The organism is Hoeflea sp. TYP-13, assembly GCF_040932035.1.
Classification (GTDB): Bacteria; Pseudomonadota; Alphaproteobacteria; order Rhizobiales; family Rhizobiaceae; genus Hoeflea_A.
The window spans coordinates 288815-303072 of record NZ_JBFRBB010000005.1 but is presented as its reverse complement, the minus strand read 5'-3'; the positions used below and the strand labels follow the sequence as shown (position 1 = coordinate 303072).

Sequence of the window (14258 nt, the reverse complement as noted above, 5' to 3'; positions counted from 1 at the left end):
CTACGCCGACAGGTGCGAGAAGGCGGCGACCACCTGCTCGTAGACGCCGCGCTTGAATGGCACGATCAGGTCGGGCACTTCTCCGATCGGCCGCCATTTCCAGTCGTCAAATTCCGCCTTGTGACCGCCGGGCGGAGGGTTGATGGCGATTTCGCTTTCATCGCCCTCGAAGCGGAATGCAAACCAGCGCTGGGTTTGCCCACGGTATTTTCCCTTCAGCGCGATGCCGATGAGGTCTTCCGGTAGATCGTAGTTGATCCACTCAGGTGCCTCTTCAAGCAGCGAGACGCTGCGAATACCGGTTTCTTCCAGAAGCTCGCGCCTTGCGGCAACCAGCGGCTCCTCGCCCTTGTCGATACCGCCCTGCGGCATCTGCCAAAGGTGCCCTGAATTGGTCAGCTCGCCCTTCTTTTCGTGGATCCGCCGGCCGGTCCACACCAGACCCCGCCGGTTGAAAACGGCAATTCCGACACAGGGGCGGTAGGGTAGCATTGCTGATTTGGCTCTTTTCATGGCTCAGTATTTTTCCGGATCGTCCGTCAGCGCCGAAACCGAGACGATCTCTATTCCCCTGGCTTTTGCTTCGTTGGCCCATGCGGCGATTGCGTTGACACTGGTATCGAAGGCCGAGGCCACGGCAATGGCCGAGCCGTTGCGCCGGGCGATGCGTTCCACATCGTCGAGCTTTTTCATGATATCGCCATGGTCGACAGAGCTGTCCACCACCAGATCGGCCGCCGCATGGGGCACACCGACCGCCGAGGCAAGGGCGTCCGTCACCGAACGGGCGGACGTTCCGTCATCGAGAAAGAGTACGCCCCGCTTGGCGAGATCACGCATAATCGGCTCGGTCACGGCCGGATCGGACAGGAAGCGGCCGCCCATGAAATTCATGATGCCGGTGTAATTTGTGATGCGCCCCATGGCCCAGTGGAGATCGGCAAGGTTCTGCTGGGCACCGTCTTCGACAACTAAAGTGTGGGGGCCGGGGTTGTTTTGTGGATAGTTGAATGGCTCGAACGGCACCTGCAGCAGCACCTCGTGTCCGGCGCGTCTTGCTTCCTGCAGCCAGCGTTGCAGGCTGTTGCCGCTGGCGGCGAAGGCGAGAGTGATTTCCTCGGGCAGCGTGTTGATCGCATATTGCGTTCCGGTCTGGCTGAGGCCAAGCCCGCCGACGACAATTGCGATGCGCGTGCCGCGCGCGCCCGACCAGGGGCGCGCATAGGCGTCGACCGCGCGGCCGCCATCGGCTCCGATGACCGGCAGCCGGCCGTATTGCGACTTTTCGAGAAGTTCGGGTACGGGCAGGTGTGCCATGCGCGGATCCTGCCCAACCGTTTCTGCGCCCGAAACAATGACCGGTCCGTCGTCACCCCTGTCGCGCGGTGTGATGGTCGTTACAACCTGACCGTCATCTGTAAGGGTGCGATTGAGATTGGCGCCCGAGTTGCCGGAAACACGGCCATCTGCCGGAACGCCGCTCTCTGCCTGTGCTGATTGCGCGGGCGTTTCTTCCGTGTCGCTGTCAGCTGGTTGTGAGGCAGGAGCCGTTGCCGGCTTTTGCAACGGATTTTGTTGTAGCGCCAGAAAGCCGGCGCCTGCAAAGACGACGGCAAAGCCGAGGGCTATGTAAAGTGAGCGCGACGACCGTCCGCCCTTGCCTCCCGGCTTCTTTTTCCGGCGGCCTTGTCCAAGCGGTTTATCGAGTTCGGAGCCTGTGTCCACGGCCTGCCGTTCAGCGTTGAATTGTTGACGGAGCCGCCTGCCGAAACGGACGGCTCCGTTCGCTTATTCGGTCTTGCTGCCGGCTTTGTCAACATCCTTGGCTGCATCGGCCGTCTTGTCGGTGTTCGGCGGGAAGGCCGGATCCGTCTTTTCGCCGCGGATCAGCTCAAGGGCGTAGCCCAGCTGCTCGTCATCTTCGGCTTCCGGCGGGACATAGGCGATGGAGCCGGAGCCTTCATCGGTTTCTTCCTGGCCCTGGATATGGCCGCGAAGTTCCGATTCGCCGGTCTGGCGCACGCGTCCCTGCAATTCCTCGGGCAGCGGCTGTTCGACGATGATGTCGGGCTTGATGCCGGTTCCCTGGATCGATTTGCCGGACGGCGTGTAGTAGAGCGCCGTCGTCAGGCGCAAAGCGCCGTTCTCACCGAGCGGGATGATGGTCTGCACCGATCCCTTGCCAAAGGAGCGTGTACCGATGATGGTGGCGCGCTTGTGGTCCTGAAGCGCACCGGCAACGATTTCCGACGCACTTGCCGAGCCGCCATTGACGAGCACGATGACCGGCTTGCCATCGGTTAGATCGCCCGGCCGCGAGTTGTAGCGGCGGGTTTCTTCGGCATTGCGTCCGCGCGTAGAAACGATTTCACCGCGGTCGAGGAATGCGTCAGAAACGTTGATTGCCTGGTCGAGCAGACCGCCGGGGTTGAGCCGGAGATCGACAACATATCCCTTCAGCTTGTCGGCGGGGATCTTCTCGTTGATGTTCTCGATGGCATTTGCAAGGTCGTTATAGGTCTTTTCGGTGAAGGAGATCAGGCGGATATATCCGACGTCGCCTTCAACCCGGTATTTGACCGCCTTGATCTTGATGATCGCACGGGTGATCTGAATATTGATCGGCGCATCCGCACCCTCGCGCAAGACTGTCAGATCAATGTCGGACCCGACCGGTCCGCGCATTTTTTCAACAGCCTGCGACAGCGTCAGCCCACGCACCGGTTCGCCGTCGATCTCGGAAATCAGGTCGCCGGCAAGAACACCGGCCTTGGAAGCCGGGGTGTCATCGATCGGCGTGATGACCTTCACCAGTTCGCTGTCCCTGTCGAGTGTGACTTCAATGCCCAGCCCGCCGAATTCGCCGCGCGTCTGCGTGCGCATGTCGTCGGCGTCCTTGGCGTTGAGGTAGCTTGAGTGCGGATCGAGCGACGTGAGCATGCCGTTGATGGCGCTCTCAATCAGCTCGCTTTCCTCCGGGGGCGTCACATATTGGGCCCGGACCCTTTCGAAGACGTCCCCGAAAATGGAGAGCTGCCTGTAGGTCTCGGAATTGGCGGCCTCGGCAGACGTGCCGGCTGACTGAATTGCACTGACGGACAATGCGCCGATAACGACGCCAGCGGCCAGGAGTGTAACTTTACGAATCATTGCGTACCCTTCCGGAAGGATTGCTGGCCCACCACGGAGCCGGATCAACAGGTTTTCCGTTTCTTCTAAATTCAATGTAGAGCGTCGGCTCTGTCGAAGCCAGAGCCAATGCCGTTGCCGACGCGACCTTTGTTGCACTCATACGCCCGATCGGTTCGCCGGCGACGACGAACTGACCGATATCGGCATTGGTGCTGCCCATTCCGGCCATGACAAGGTGATAGCCGTCTCCGGCATTGAGAATAATCAGCTGGCCATAGGAGCGGAACGGGCCCGAATATACCACCCAACCGTCTGCCGGCGCTGTAACAATCGCGTCAGGCCCGGTTGAAATCATCATGCCCTTGAGCTGGCGGCCCGTATCGTCGTCCTCTCCAAAACCGTATTTGGCCTTTCCGGCAACGGGCAGTTCCAGCTTGTTCTTCAATCTGGAAAAAGCAAAGGCAGGTGCGATGCGGCTTGCGTCGGGCTTTGCCGTTCTGGCGAGTTCGCGCGCCTTTTCCCTTTGTTTTTGCGATTCAGCAGCGCGTTTTTCTTCCGTAAGCCGCGCTTCCTCAATCGACTTGCGCACCGACTCGATTTCATTGCCAAGCGAAGCGATAAGGTCCTCAAGACTTTCGGCGCGGGCGGCAAGCTGCCGCGATTCACGCGCTTCGGCCTCCAGCTTTTGAAGGCTCTCGTCGGCCAGTTTGCGCTTTTCAGTAAGCAGCAGCGTCAGCTTTTCTTCTTCTTCTGCCTGTTCTTCAAGCGTTGCCAGAAGAAGTACCCGCTCATTGGCAATGGAAGCACGAATATCCGTCAGTTCCTGCAGGTCGGCGACGAGGCGATCCGTCTGCTCACGTATTTCGGGCACGACCGCGCCAAGCAGGATGGCGCTTCGGACGGATGAAAGCGCATCTTCCGGGCTGACAAGCAGCGCCGGCGGCGGGTTCCTGCCCATCCTCTGCAGCGCCGCCAGGACTTCCGCCAGAACGCCGCGGCGCGCATTGAGGGATTGCCGCACTTCGGCATGCCGCCCGCTCAGGCTGGCAAGGCGCAGCTCGCTCTCCGAAATGTCTTCGCTGAGCTTCTTTTGTGTCTTTGCGCTCTGGACCAATGCGGTTCGCAGCGTTGCCTGGTCTTTCTTGAGCGCGTCTATACCCTCTTCAAGCGCCGCCCGCCGCTCCTTGGAGAGCTCAATATCGGCGGCGATCCGTTCCAGTTCGCCAAGTTCTTTCTGGCGCTGCTGATTGAGGGTCTCGATCTTGCTTGTATCGGCGTTGGCGTGACGCGCCTGCTTGTGCGATTGCGCGTTGGCCGGCGTAGTGGAACCCTGCACGATGATGGCGGCAACCAAAAGGGCGCTGGCGCACAGGTGTGCGACCGGTTGCGTGCCGAAACAGGAAGCCACGGCCGCAAAGTGCGGTGCGTGCTGTATGTTCTGCAAGGTGCGAATCATGAATTCCCGCGTATTTTCCCCTCAACAACCATAGCCGCCCGGCCGTATGAGGCAATGCCGTAAGACAAGGGAACCGGGTATCGACCCGTTGCATGCCTCAATATTGCGCTCCCCCAGTATTAATTCGTGATGGTTTCAGACAGTCGCCCGATTGACTGGTGCAGAACGGTATCAGGCCTGTCTGGCACTCAAGAATGGCCGTGATATGGCAGATGCCTTAGTTCCGATGGTAGGGATGGCCGGCAAGAATGGTCGATGCACGGTAGAGCTGCTCTGCAAGCAGGATACGCACAATCTGATTCGGCCAGGTCATTTTGCCGAAGGATATCACCACATCGGCCTGTTCAAGCAACTGCGGATCGTGGCCGTCGGCACCGCCGATCGTGATGGCAAGGTCGCGCCGCCCGGCATCGCACCATTTCCCCAGCATTCCCGCAAATTCGTTTGAATCAGGTGTGCGGCCGCGTTCATCGAGTGCAACAACGATAGAATCGGCAGGCAACTGCTTTTGCAGAGCCGCATACTCTTCGCGCTTGCGGGTCGCGGCGTTGGATGCGCGGCTTTCGGGCAGCTCGATAATGCGAGTGAAGCTCAAACCCTGGGCAGCACCGGTTTTGGAAAAGCGATCGACATAGCGCGCTGCAAGCTCTCTTTCGGGGCCGGCCTTCAACCGGCCCACGGCATAAATCGTCACCCGCATTTTGCCTCGCCTTATAGCCGCCGCATCGGGCAAAGTTGACGGCTGATGCTTCGTGCGAATGGTTCCGGTCGAGCCGCATTCAATGCGGCAGAGACCCGATACCATACAAGAAACAAAAGCTTACCAGTCTAGTGGCTGAACCTGAACTTCGTTCTGAATATTATTTCAATACCGAACGGTATTCAGTTCCGGGCCACTAGTGCACCGTATCCTCATCGACTTCAGGAGCCATCCACATCTTCTCGATGTTGTAGAATTCCCTGACTTCGGGGCGGAACACGTGAATGATGATGTCTCCGGTGTCGATCAGGACCCAGTCACCATTGCTCAAACCTTCGACCTTGGCCGATCCGAAACCAGCATTTTTCAGATCGCGCAGAAGGTGATCACAGATGGCTGTGACATGACGGTTGGACCGACCGGACGCAACAACCATGTGGTCGCCCAGTGCAGACTTACCGGCAATGTCGATGGAGACAGTGTCTTCCGCCTTGGATTCCTCGAGGCTGGCGAGGACCAGTTTCAACGCATGAAATGCAGCAGAGCCGCTTTCCAGTGCGGATGAGGAAATGTGTTCGGCATTTCCCTTGCTGTGTGCTGTTCTCAGTGTCTTTCCTTTCCGAAACAGAACAAGCTTCGATTTGCCCTTGATACGGGGACTGCAACGTCATACGGCCTCATTGCCGGCGTTTCCCCGCTCCAATAGCCGTCCGAAAACCGCAAAAACGACTCAGACGATACGCATTGCAGCAAATACACCTTAGGATAGGCATGGATAGCTTAAGGATTCAAGACAAAGCTCATCACGATTTTTTGGGTGATCTATATTCAATTGCGGTCCGTTGGTGGATCATTTGTGCTCTGTTTTTCCTGCGTCTTGCGGATCGCTGTCGACGAATGCGGTGATCTCGGGCCGTGAATAAATGTCCATGCCGGCGGCTTCATCCGGGCAAGGGCGGCCACGTCGTTTTCATCGACACGCGCGTGACCGAAGGTTTTGGCCATGATCGAAGACAGATAGGACAAAGTCGATCCGGGCCGGTCGACGATTGCGATGGGCATGGCGTTGGCGATGAATTGCCAGTCCTGCCAGTGGTGGAATCCGGCAAGATTGTCGGCGCCCATAACCCAGACGAACTTCACGCCATGGTTGCGCTGTTTCACGAAGCGAAGCGTTTGTGCCGTGTAGCGAAGATTATGGGCGGTCTCGAAGGCGGTGAATTTGATCCGGGGATCGGTGGCAATCTCGCGGCTCCACTCAATGCGCGTCGAAAGTCGCGCAAGATTGCTGTTGTCTTTCAAAGGATTGCCGGGCGTTACGATCCACCACAACTGATCAAGGCGAAGCTTTCTTATGGCAGTATCGGCGACCAGAACATGGCCCTCATGGGGTGGATTGAATGAACCGCCGAACAGGCCGACAGCCATGCCCGGTTCGACATGGGGCATGCGCAACAGTGATGCTGGGATCTGATCGGGTTCGGTCAACGGGCTTCCGGCATTTGCTATGGGCGGACCTGGCCGCTGCCGCGCACCCGGTATTTGAATGAGGTCAGCTGCTCGACGCCAACCGGCCCGCGGGCGTGCATCTTGCCTGTCGCGATGCCGATTTCGGCACCCATGCCGAACTCGCCGCCATCGGCAAACTGGGTCGAGGCATTATGCAGCAGGATTGCCGAATCGATCTCGTTCATGAACCGTTCGACAACAGCTGCATCCTCGGCAATGACCGCCTCGGTGTGGTTTGAGGAATAACGGCCGATATGTTCTATGGCACCGTCGATTCCATTAACCAGCGCGACGGAAATGATGCTGTCGAGATATTCGGTGGACCAATCTTCTTCGCTGGCGGGAATTGCCTTCGGAAAGGCTTCCTTCACATCGGAAGACGCCCGGATTTCGCAACCGGCAGCGCTTAAAGCGTCAAGCAGCGGTACAAGATGCGTTGCGGCCGCATTTTTATCCACCAGCAACGTTTCAGCGGCCCCGCAAATGCCGGTTCGGCGCATTTTTGCGTTAACCGCAATCGCTTTTGCCATGTCGAGATCGGCCGATTTGTCGACATAGATGTGACACAGACCCTCTAGATGCGCAAAAACAGGAACGCGCGCTTCACTTTGAACCCGCTCCACCAGGCTTCTTCCTCCTCTCGGAACGATCACGTCGATCGCGCCTCCCAGACCCTTGAGCATTTCACCAACGGCCATGCGGTCGGTGACCGGTACGAGCTGGATTGCATGTTCGGGAAGGCCGGCTGATTTCAAACCTTCAACCAGGCATTTGTGGATTGCCCTCGAAGAGTTGTGGGAGTCCGATCCGCCGCGCAAGACAACCGCGTTGCCGGCTTTCAGGCAAAGCGCGCCGGCGTCCGCCGTCACATTGGGCCGGCTTTCATAGATCACGCCGATAACGCCGAGCGGCGTGCGCACCCGTTCGATTTCAAGACCGTTGGGCCGGGTCCAGCTGGCAATGACATCGCCGACCGGATCTTTCAGGGAAGCGATGGCCCGAATACCCTCGGCCATTGCAGCAACGCGGGCGCCGTCAAGTCTCAGGCGGTCGAGGAAGGATGCCGCCATGTCCGTGCCGGCAGCAATTTCCATGTCGATGGCGTTGGCTTTCAGGATCGCGTCCGTGCCGGCGTCGATCGCATCGGCCATGGCGGTCAGCGCGGCGTTTTTCTGCTCAGACGTCGCAATGGCGAGTGGCGCGCTTGCGGCTTTCGCGCTGGCGCCGATGACAGCCATCAGCTCTGCAACGTCCATGTCCTTCGCAACCTCGTCCAACATCTTACCGTTTCCCATTACTTTAATCGTCTTCATTCGAGGCAAATTGCGCCCCTGTCAACACCATGTCGTCGCGGTGGATCATGGCGGCACGCCCCGAATAACCAAGAATTTCAGCTATTTCGGAGGATTTTCGACCGGCAATCAGCGTTGCCTCGTCAGCGCCATAGGCGGCAAGTCCGCGGGCAAATTCGTATCCGGCAAGATTGCAGATGGCGACGGTGTCGCCGCGCAGGAACTTGCCGGTCACATTCCGTACACCGGCAGGCAGCAGGCTCTTTCCGGATTTAAGGGCCTTCTGTGCGCCGTCATCGACAAAAAACCGGCCCGCCGGCTCCAACTGTCCGGCAATCCATTTTTTGCGCGCGGTCACCGGAGAAGCGCTGGGCAGGAAGAGGCTGTGGCGTGCACCCTCTTCGATGGCGCGAAGCGGATGCTCGACCTTGCCGGATGCAATGATCATGGCGCAGCCCGCCTTGGTGGCGATGCGCCCGGCCTCGATCTTGGTCTTCATGCCGCCGCGCGACAGTTCGGAGCCGGCGTCGCCCGCCATTGCATCGATCTGCGGGGTTATCTCGTCGATCCGGTGCAGGAACTCGGCGTCGGGGTTGTTGTCCGGCGGTGCGGAATAAAGACCGTCAACATCCGAAAGGAGAACCAGCATGTCGGCGCCGGCCATGGTGGCGACCCTAGCCGCCAGGCGGTCATTGTCGCCGTAGCGGATTTCATTGGTGGCAACGGTATCGTTTTCATTGATGACCGGCACTGCGCCGGCTTTCAAGAGCTGGTGAATGGTTGCGCGGGCATTGAGGTAGCGTCGGCGCTCCTCGGTGTCGCCAAGCGTCAGCAGCACCTGACCGGCAACGAGATTTTGTTCCGAGAGCGCCTCAGACCAGGCCTTTGCGAGCGCAATCTGCCCGATGGCGGCCGCCGCCTGGCTTTCCTCCAGCTTGATGCGCCCGCGCGAAGGCCCGAGGCTCGTGCCCTGCATGACGGTCCGCCCGAGGGCAATCGATCCGGAAGAGACGACGATGACGTCGGCGCCGTCGCGACGCAGCGCTGATATATCCTGGCAAAGCGCATCCACCCACTGCCGGCGCAGCCCGTGCTGCCGGTCGACAAGCAGGGCCGAACCCACCTTGATCGTTATGCGCCTGTAGCTGCGCAGACTGTTCTCTTCGGCACTCATGATGTTCAATCCTGCCAGCGCGTGTCCGGCTGTACGGGCTCTTCTGCCTGTTTGGTCTCGTCGATGATGTGCCGCAGCGCCCGCAGCGCTTCCTTCATGCCAAGGCCGGATACGGCGGACAGTACCATAGGTTTCTTGCCGCAGGCCGTTTCCAGTTCGCCGGCAAGGGCGGCACGCAGCTCGTCATCGAGGATATCCGCCTGGCTGAGAGCGACAATTTCCGGCTTCTCGGCGAGGCCCTGACCATAGGCTTCGATCTCACCGCGCACGGTCTTGTATGCTTTCGCGACGTCATGCTCCTGCGCCGAAACAAGGTGCAGCAGGACGCGGGTGCGTTCGACATGGCCGAGGAAGCGGTCGCCGACCCCCGTGCCTTCATGGGCGCCCTCTATCAGCCCCGGTATATCGGCTATGATGAACTCGGTGCCGTCGACGCTGGCGACGCCGAGATTGGGGTGCAGCGTGGTGAAGGGATAGTCGGCGATTTTGGGGCGGGCGCGCGTGACAGCCGCCAGGAACGTCGACTTGCCGGCGTTGGGAAGGCCGACGAGACCGGCATCGGCAATCAGTTTGAGGCGCAGCCAGACGATTCTCTCAACGCCCGGAAGGCCGGGATTGGCACGCCGCGGCGCCTGGTTGGTGGAGGATTTGAAATGCGCGTTGCCGAAACCGCCATTGCCACCGGCAGCCAGCCGGAAACGCTGGCCCTCTTCCATCAGGTCGCAGATCAGGGTTTCATTGTCATCTTCAAAGATCTGGGTGCCGACCGGAACCTTCAGTGTGACGTCGGATCCCATCGCTCCGGTCCGGTTGCGGCCCATGCCGTGCATGCCGGTCTTGGCCTTGAAGTGCTGCTGATAGCGATAGTCGATCAGCGTGTTGAGGCCCTGAACGGCCTCGACCCACACATCGCCGCCGCGTCCGCCGTCGCCGCCATCCGGTCCGCCGAATTCGATGTATTTTTCCCGGTGGAACGAAACGCATCCGGCGCCACCGTCGCCCGAGCGGATATTGATCTTGGCCTGATCGAGAAATTTCATGTGCCCGCTATCCGCCTGCAATTGTAGTTTGAAAATCTGGCCATACGGATAAAGCCCGCCTGCGCACAGGTCAAAGGCAATCGTGAGCGGATGGCCACAAATCGCCTCTTCGCAGGCGTTTGTGGGCCCTTTGTCAGGATTTGCAGTTCATTTACCATCCGTTCGGTTCCTTCAAGCAAAGGGCCCGCGGCAAACTTTGCCACGGGCCCCGATTTTATGCCGCCGCCCAGCTGCGCAGCGAAATCCAGGTCTTGCGATCGAGGCGGTACCATTCAACGGGCACCGCGCTGCCGAGCGCCATCGAGTTGACCATGCCGGTTCCCTGGAACTGGAAACCGCATTTGTGGATCACCCGGCGCGAGCCGAGGTTGGTGACCCGGCAACGAACATCGATGCAATCGATATTGCGGGTGCGGAATGCCATGTCGATGACCGCATGGGCGGCTTCCGTGGCATAGCCGTTGCCCCAATGGGGCTCGCCGATCCAATAGCCGAGCTCCAGTGTTGCGGGATTGTCCTGCGGTTCGATCCCGCAGCAACCGAGAAACCGGCCGTCATCGGAATTCGTCACGGCGTAGACACATTTACCGATCGCGCCCGTTTTGGAGCGACGGATAAAATCCGTGGCGTCCTTGCGGGTATAGGGATGCGGCATGCGCGATACCATCGTAGCGACCCGGGCATTGTTGGCGAGACAGGTAAGTGCGTCTGTGTCTTCGAGATGCGGGGTCCTTAAAACCAGCCTTTCGGTAACCAGAACCGGGCATCCGCCCCGTTCATGATGGCTTTCGTCGTCCTGACTTTCCAATTCCATTTTTCAGTCCTCCGGTTGCAAATGAAAAGGGGAGATGGTTGTCCCATCTCCCCTTGAACTTTTGGCCTGAAAAATGTCAGCCGGGTCGATGAGACGCCGGCTGTTTCAACCGGCTATTCTGCTGCTTGCGCACGCGGCATTACGGACACATAGCAGCGGCCGTTGGCTTTCGTGCGGAAGCTCACATTGCCTTCCACGACCGCAAAAATCGTGTGATCCTTGCCAAGACCGACGCCCTGACCCGGATGCCACTTTGTGCCGCGCTGACGCACGATGATGTTGCCCGGAATGACGGCTTCGCCGCCAAACTTCTTCACGCCGAGGCGTTTGGACTCTGAATCGCGTCCGTTGCGCGATGAACCGCCAGCTTTTTTGTGTGCCATTGGTCTACTCCTTTAATCCTCGAACCCGGTTATTTCGCTGCCTCAGCCAGCGCCTTGGCCTGGCCGATCCAGTCGTCGCGCTCAATGCGGCCCTTGAAATTCAGGGCTTCGTCGAGCTTGGCGATATCATCCTTCGAAAAGGCTGCGATCTGAGCATACTGCGTAACGCCGAATGCATGCAGTTTCTTTTCAAGGACCGGGCCGACACCGGAAATCTTCTTCAGGTCGTCGGCATCACCCTTGGGTGCCGAGAAGATTGCTGCCGGCGCATCATCGGCGGCTTTCGCCTTTGCCGGAGCCTTCTCCTTGGTTGCAGCCTTGGGAGCTGCCGCCTTTGGCTTTTCCGCAGCCTTTGCCTTCGGCGCTGCATCAGCCTTCTTTTCCGCAGCTTTCTTTTCTGCGGCCTTCTTCGGCGCGGCAGCCTTCTTCGGCTTGGCACCACCCGTCAGAATTTCGGCGATACGGATTGTGGTCTCGTGCTGACGATGACCGCGGGTCCGCTTGGAGTTCTGCCGGCGGCGCTTCTTGAACGCGATAACCTTGCGCGCACGGCCCTGCTCGACAACTTCGGCTGTAACCAGCGCGCCGTCTACGAAGGGCTTGCCGATGGTTGCATCGGCGCCTTCACCGACCATCAGAACTTCCGTGAATTCAACTGTGTCACCGGCATTGCCGGCGAGCTTTTCGACCTTCAGAAGGTCGTCAGCGGCAACAGTATACTGCTTTCCGCCTGTTTTGATGACTGCGAACATTTTTTAGCCTTTCCATGCTCGGTCCGGCTTGTCGCGGAGAACCGCACAGCCGTCTTTTTATTCAGTCGATTGCGAATGATCGCCAGATCTTGCCAACAGTCCAAATCAGACCCGAAAGCGCCATATGGCGGATTTTCCCGAAGCCGTTTTGACATTGCCTGAGCCCGACAAAACAGATGGCGCAAGTCGCCTCACGCCATGGATAGCCGGGAGATACGGGAAAGACGCGTCCAAGTCAAGGCGGGAGGGGTGATTTTTGCCGCTTTCGAAGACCGTTGCGCGTATGCCTGCAACCGCCCCTTATACATCTTCGGCCCATTGCCGGCAAAAGCCGATTTTCAGGAATTAATTTCCGGTCGCCATTGTGCAACAAGCCTCTTGTGTCAGCGGTCTTGAATCGTTATTACAGCGCCCGCATATCCATGCGCATACCACGAAGCGGAGAGGTGGCTGAGTGGTTGAAAGCACCGCACTCGAAATGCGGCATACGGGCAACCGTATCGGGGGTTCGAATCCCTTCCTCTCCGCCATCACACTTTGAAATTCTGATATTCCATGACCTGGCGCGGCCTGTCTTCAATCCGCGTACGCTCTTGATGTCGCCGTATAATTCACGCAGGAATTGAATGGTAGGAGGCCCGGGAGGACTTTGCTCCAATGCCGAGCCTGGGTTACGTCTGGCCGCACGCATGCATCCGCTGGACGCCTCAGCGATTTTGCTAATGCGTTTGAGGCTACCGCCGCGGACTATACTGCAAACGGCCTGTCCTCGGTTGAGATCAGTGCGATGGCCGCGGGAGATCGACATACGGCCTGGGCGTTTCCGAATTCGAAGGAATCGTCGAAAGCGACACGCTGCATTACCGGTGGCTTCATGCGGCTTACGGCTCAATGGAGCAGGACCGGATCCCGGGGTGCCGGTTGGTGCCAGCGGAGATCGCCCATCTCTGAAACTGTACCGATTATCTTGCAATCGAAGATCCAGGTTGAAAAGTCGGAAATTCTGTAAGGTCGTTCGAAGGCTCGAAACCGCACTGCCGAACATCGGAAGTAACGATGTTGGCGGGCCGGTTCAGACCCGCCGCCAGGCATGATGCACCGGACCGTGTCCGCGACCGACCGAGAGCATGCCGCTGTGCAGTATGGCGCCGTGGATGTAATCCTTGGCGGCGGCGACGGCCTCGAGGACCGAGGTGCTCTGCGGCATGAGCGTGGCAATCGCGGAAGACAGTGTGCAGCCGGTGCCGTGGGTGTTTGCGGTGTCGATCCGTTCGGCTTCGAGCCACGCCTGTGTGTCATTTGAGACCAGCAGGTCGCAACTCTTGCGACTGCCGAGATGCCCGCCCTTCAGAAGGATGTTGCGTGAACCAAACGACAGGAGCGCATTGGCCGCCAGGGTCATGTCTTTGCGGCTCGCGGGCTCGTCGATGGCAAGCAACTCGGCGGCTTCCGGAAGATTCGGCGTGAGTATCGTGGCCAGAGGAGCCAGTTCACTCTTCAGGGCGCTGATTGCGCCGGGTTCGAGCAGCCGCGCCCCGCCTTTTGCCATGCATACTGGATCGAGGATAACGGGAACACCTTCGGCCCGACGGAGACAATCGGCAACCGTGCTAATCAAGCCGGCATTTGCCAGCATGCCGATCTTGATCGCATCGATGCGGATGTCATCCAAAACAGCCGTTATCTGATCACGGACGAACGCGCAGTCCACGATCTGTATGCTTCTGACACCGTCGGTGTTTTGTGCCGTCAGGGCGGTAACGACCGACATGCCGTAACCGCCATTGGCGGCGATGGTCTTTAGATCCGCCTGGATTCCGGCGCCGCCCGAGGGGTCGGAACCTGCAATCGTCAGAATGTTGGGTATCGTCATGTGCGATCAACTCCCTTCGCCGGCATTATCCAGATCAGGTTCAACGGGTATGGTCTCAGCCTTGCGGCACCCCGGTAACGGCAATCCACTCCAAGGCGGTTATGATGTCAACAACCTAAGTGCCGTGAGGCGA

At 59.1% G+C, this 14258-nt stretch carries 14 protein-coding genes, 1 tRNA gene and 1 riboswitch; of the genes, 1 reads left to right on the top strand and 14 read right to left on the bottom strand.

The genetic code is table 11. The annotated features are described in order from the left end of the window. The 13 genes from ABVT35_RS24450 to ABVT35_RS24390 all read right to left on the bottom strand — a co-directional run bounded on the left by ABVT35_RS24450 (position 1) and on the right by ABVT35_RS24390 (position 12252). Positions 1-513: an RNA pyrophosphohydrolase gene (locus ABVT35_RS24450; RefSeq protein WP_368470126.1), complete on the bottom strand. Its 513-nt coding sequence runs from the start codon at positions 511-513 to the stop codon at positions 1-3. A 3-nt stretch (positions 514-516) separates the two neighbouring features. After that, a complete protein-coding gene (locus ABVT35_RS24445) occupies positions 517-1725 on the bottom strand; it encodes a divergent polysaccharide deacetylase family protein (RefSeq protein WP_368470125.1) in 1209 nt (402 codons plus the stop codon). Between the two features lie 63 nt (positions 1726-1788). Beyond that, the gene (locus ABVT35_RS24440; RefSeq protein ID WP_368470123.1) at positions 1789-3150 is read right to left on the bottom strand and encodes a S41 family peptidase; all 1362 of its coding nucleotides are present in this window, start codon (positions 3148-3150) and stop codon (positions 1789-1791) included. Continuing rightward, positions 3140-4588 carry a murein hydrolase activator EnvC gene (locus ABVT35_RS24435; RefSeq protein WP_368470121.1) on the bottom strand — a complete coding sequence of 483 codons (1449 nt, stop codon included), beginning with the start codon at positions 4586-4588 and terminating at the stop codon, positions 3140-3142. The genes ABVT35_RS24440 and ABVT35_RS24435 overlap by 11 nt, the downstream gene beginning before the upstream one ends. Before the next feature lie 217 nt (positions 4589-4805). Continuing rightward, a complete protein-coding gene (rlmH, locus tag ABVT35_RS24430; protein WP_368470120.1) occupies positions 4806-5288 on the bottom strand; it encodes a 23S rRNA (pseudouridine(1915)-N(3))-methyltransferase RlmH in 483 nt (160 codons plus the stop codon). 196 nt (positions 5289-5484) lie between these two features. After that, complete coding sequence (gene rsfS / locus ABVT35_RS24425; protein ID WP_368470447.1) at positions 5485-5940, bottom strand: ribosome silencing factor; 456 nt, start codon at positions 5938-5940, stop codon at positions 5485-5487. A gap of 176 nt (positions 5941-6116) precedes the next feature. Further along, positions 6117-6737, bottom strand: a complete 621-nt coding sequence (locus ABVT35_RS24420; RefSeq protein ID WP_368470446.1) for a nicotinate-nucleotide adenylyltransferase — start codon at positions 6735-6737, stop codon at positions 6117-6119. Positions 6738-6793: 56 nt separating this feature from the next. After that, on the bottom strand, positions 6794-8077 hold the full coding sequence (locus tag ABVT35_RS24415) for a glutamate-5-semialdehyde dehydrogenase (protein ID WP_368470119.1): 1284 nt from the start codon (positions 8075-8077) through the stop codon (positions 6794-6796). Positions 8078-8096: 19 nt separating this feature from the next. Beyond that, positions 8097-9263 carry a glutamate 5-kinase gene (gene proB / locus ABVT35_RS24410; protein WP_368470118.1) on the bottom strand — a complete coding sequence of 389 codons (1167 nt, stop codon included), beginning with the start codon at positions 9261-9263 and terminating at the stop codon, positions 8097-8099. Between the two features lie 5 nt (positions 9264-9268). Continuing rightward, positions 9269-10303, bottom strand: a complete 1035-nt coding sequence (obgE, locus tag ABVT35_RS24405) for a GTPase ObgE (protein ID WP_368470117.1) — start codon at positions 10301-10303, stop codon at positions 9269-9271. Positions 10304-10517: 214 nt separating this feature from the next. After that, positions 10518-11117, bottom strand: a complete 600-nt coding sequence (locus ABVT35_RS24400) for a GNAT family N-acetyltransferase (protein ID WP_368470116.1) — start codon at positions 11115-11117, stop codon at positions 10518-10520. 113 nt (positions 11118-11230) lie between these two features. Next, positions 11231-11500, bottom strand: a complete 270-nt coding sequence (gene rpmA / locus ABVT35_RS24395; protein ID WP_368470115.1) for a 50S ribosomal protein L27 — start codon at positions 11498-11500, stop codon at positions 11231-11233. Positions 11501-11529: 29 nt separating this feature from the next. Beyond that, on the bottom strand, positions 11530-12252 hold the full coding sequence (locus ABVT35_RS24390) for a 50S ribosomal protein L21 (RefSeq protein WP_368470114.1): 723 nt from the start codon (positions 12250-12252) through the stop codon (positions 11530-11532). Between the two features lie 440 nt (positions 12253-12692). On the opposite strand from ABVT35_RS24390, the gene ABVT35_RS24385 reads away from it, so the two are divergent. Beyond that, positions 12693-12782 (top strand) — tRNA-Ser (locus ABVT35_RS24385). Positions 12783-13324: 542 nt separating this feature from the next. Here ABVT35_RS24385 and thiD read toward each other — a convergent pair. Next, entirely contained in the window at positions 13325-14125 is an 801-nt protein-coding gene (gene thiD, locus ABVT35_RS24380) for a bifunctional hydroxymethylpyrimidine kinase/phosphomethylpyrimidine kinase (RefSeq protein ID WP_368470113.1), read from the bottom strand. Beyond that, positions 14120-14209: riboswitch (TPP riboswitch) on the bottom strand. Its footprint overlaps the gene before it by 6 nt. Between the last annotated feature and the right edge of the window lie 49 nt (positions 14210-14258).

Bases quoted from the DNA above. Each gene is read 5' to 3' on its own strand.
- ABVT35_RS24450 (WP_368470126.1), bottom strand. From the start codon at position 513: ATGAAAAGAGCCAAATCAGCAATGCTACCCTACCGCCCCTGTGTCGGA.
- ABVT35_RS24440 (WP_368470123.1), bottom strand. From the start codon at position 3,150: ATGATTCGTAAAGTTACACTCCTGGCCGCTGGCGTCGTTATCGGCGCA.
- ABVT35_RS24435 (WP_368470121.1), bottom strand. From the start codon at position 4,588: ATGATTCGCACCTTGCAGAACATACAGCACGCACCGCACTTTGCGGCC.
- rlmH (WP_368470120.1), bottom strand. From the start codon at position 5,288: ATGCGGGTGACGATTTATGCCGTGGGCCGGTTGAAGGCCGGCCCCGAA.
- ABVT35_RS24420 (WP_368470446.1), bottom strand. From the start codon at position 6,737: ATGCCCCATGTCGAACCGGGCATGGCTGTCGGCCTGTTCGGCGGTTCA.
- ABVT35_RS24415 (WP_368470119.1), bottom strand. From the start codon at position 8,077: ATGTTGGACGAGGTTGCGAAGGACATGGACGTTGCAGAGCTGATGGCT.
- proB (WP_368470118.1), bottom strand. From the start codon at position 9,263: ATGAGTGCCGAAGAGAACAGTCTGCGCAGCTACAGGCGCATAACGATC.
- obgE (WP_368470117.1), bottom strand. From the start codon at position 10,303: ATGAAATTTCTCGATCAGGCCAAGATCAATATCCGCTCGGGCGACGGT.
- ABVT35_RS24400 (WP_368470116.1), bottom strand. From the start codon at position 11,117: ATGGAATTGGAAAGTCAGGACGACGAAAGCCATCATGAACGGGGCGGA.
- rpmA (WP_368470115.1), bottom strand. From the start codon at position 11,500: ATGGCACACAAAAAAGCTGGCGGTTCATCGCGCAACGGACGCGATTCA.
- ABVT35_RS24390 (WP_368470114.1), bottom strand. From the start codon at position 12,252: ATGTTCGCAGTCATCAAAACAGGCGGAAAGCAGTATACTGTTGCCGCT.
- thiD (WP_368470113.1), bottom strand. From the start codon at position 14,125: ATGACGATACCCAACATTCTGACGATTGCAGGTTCCGACCCCTCGGGC.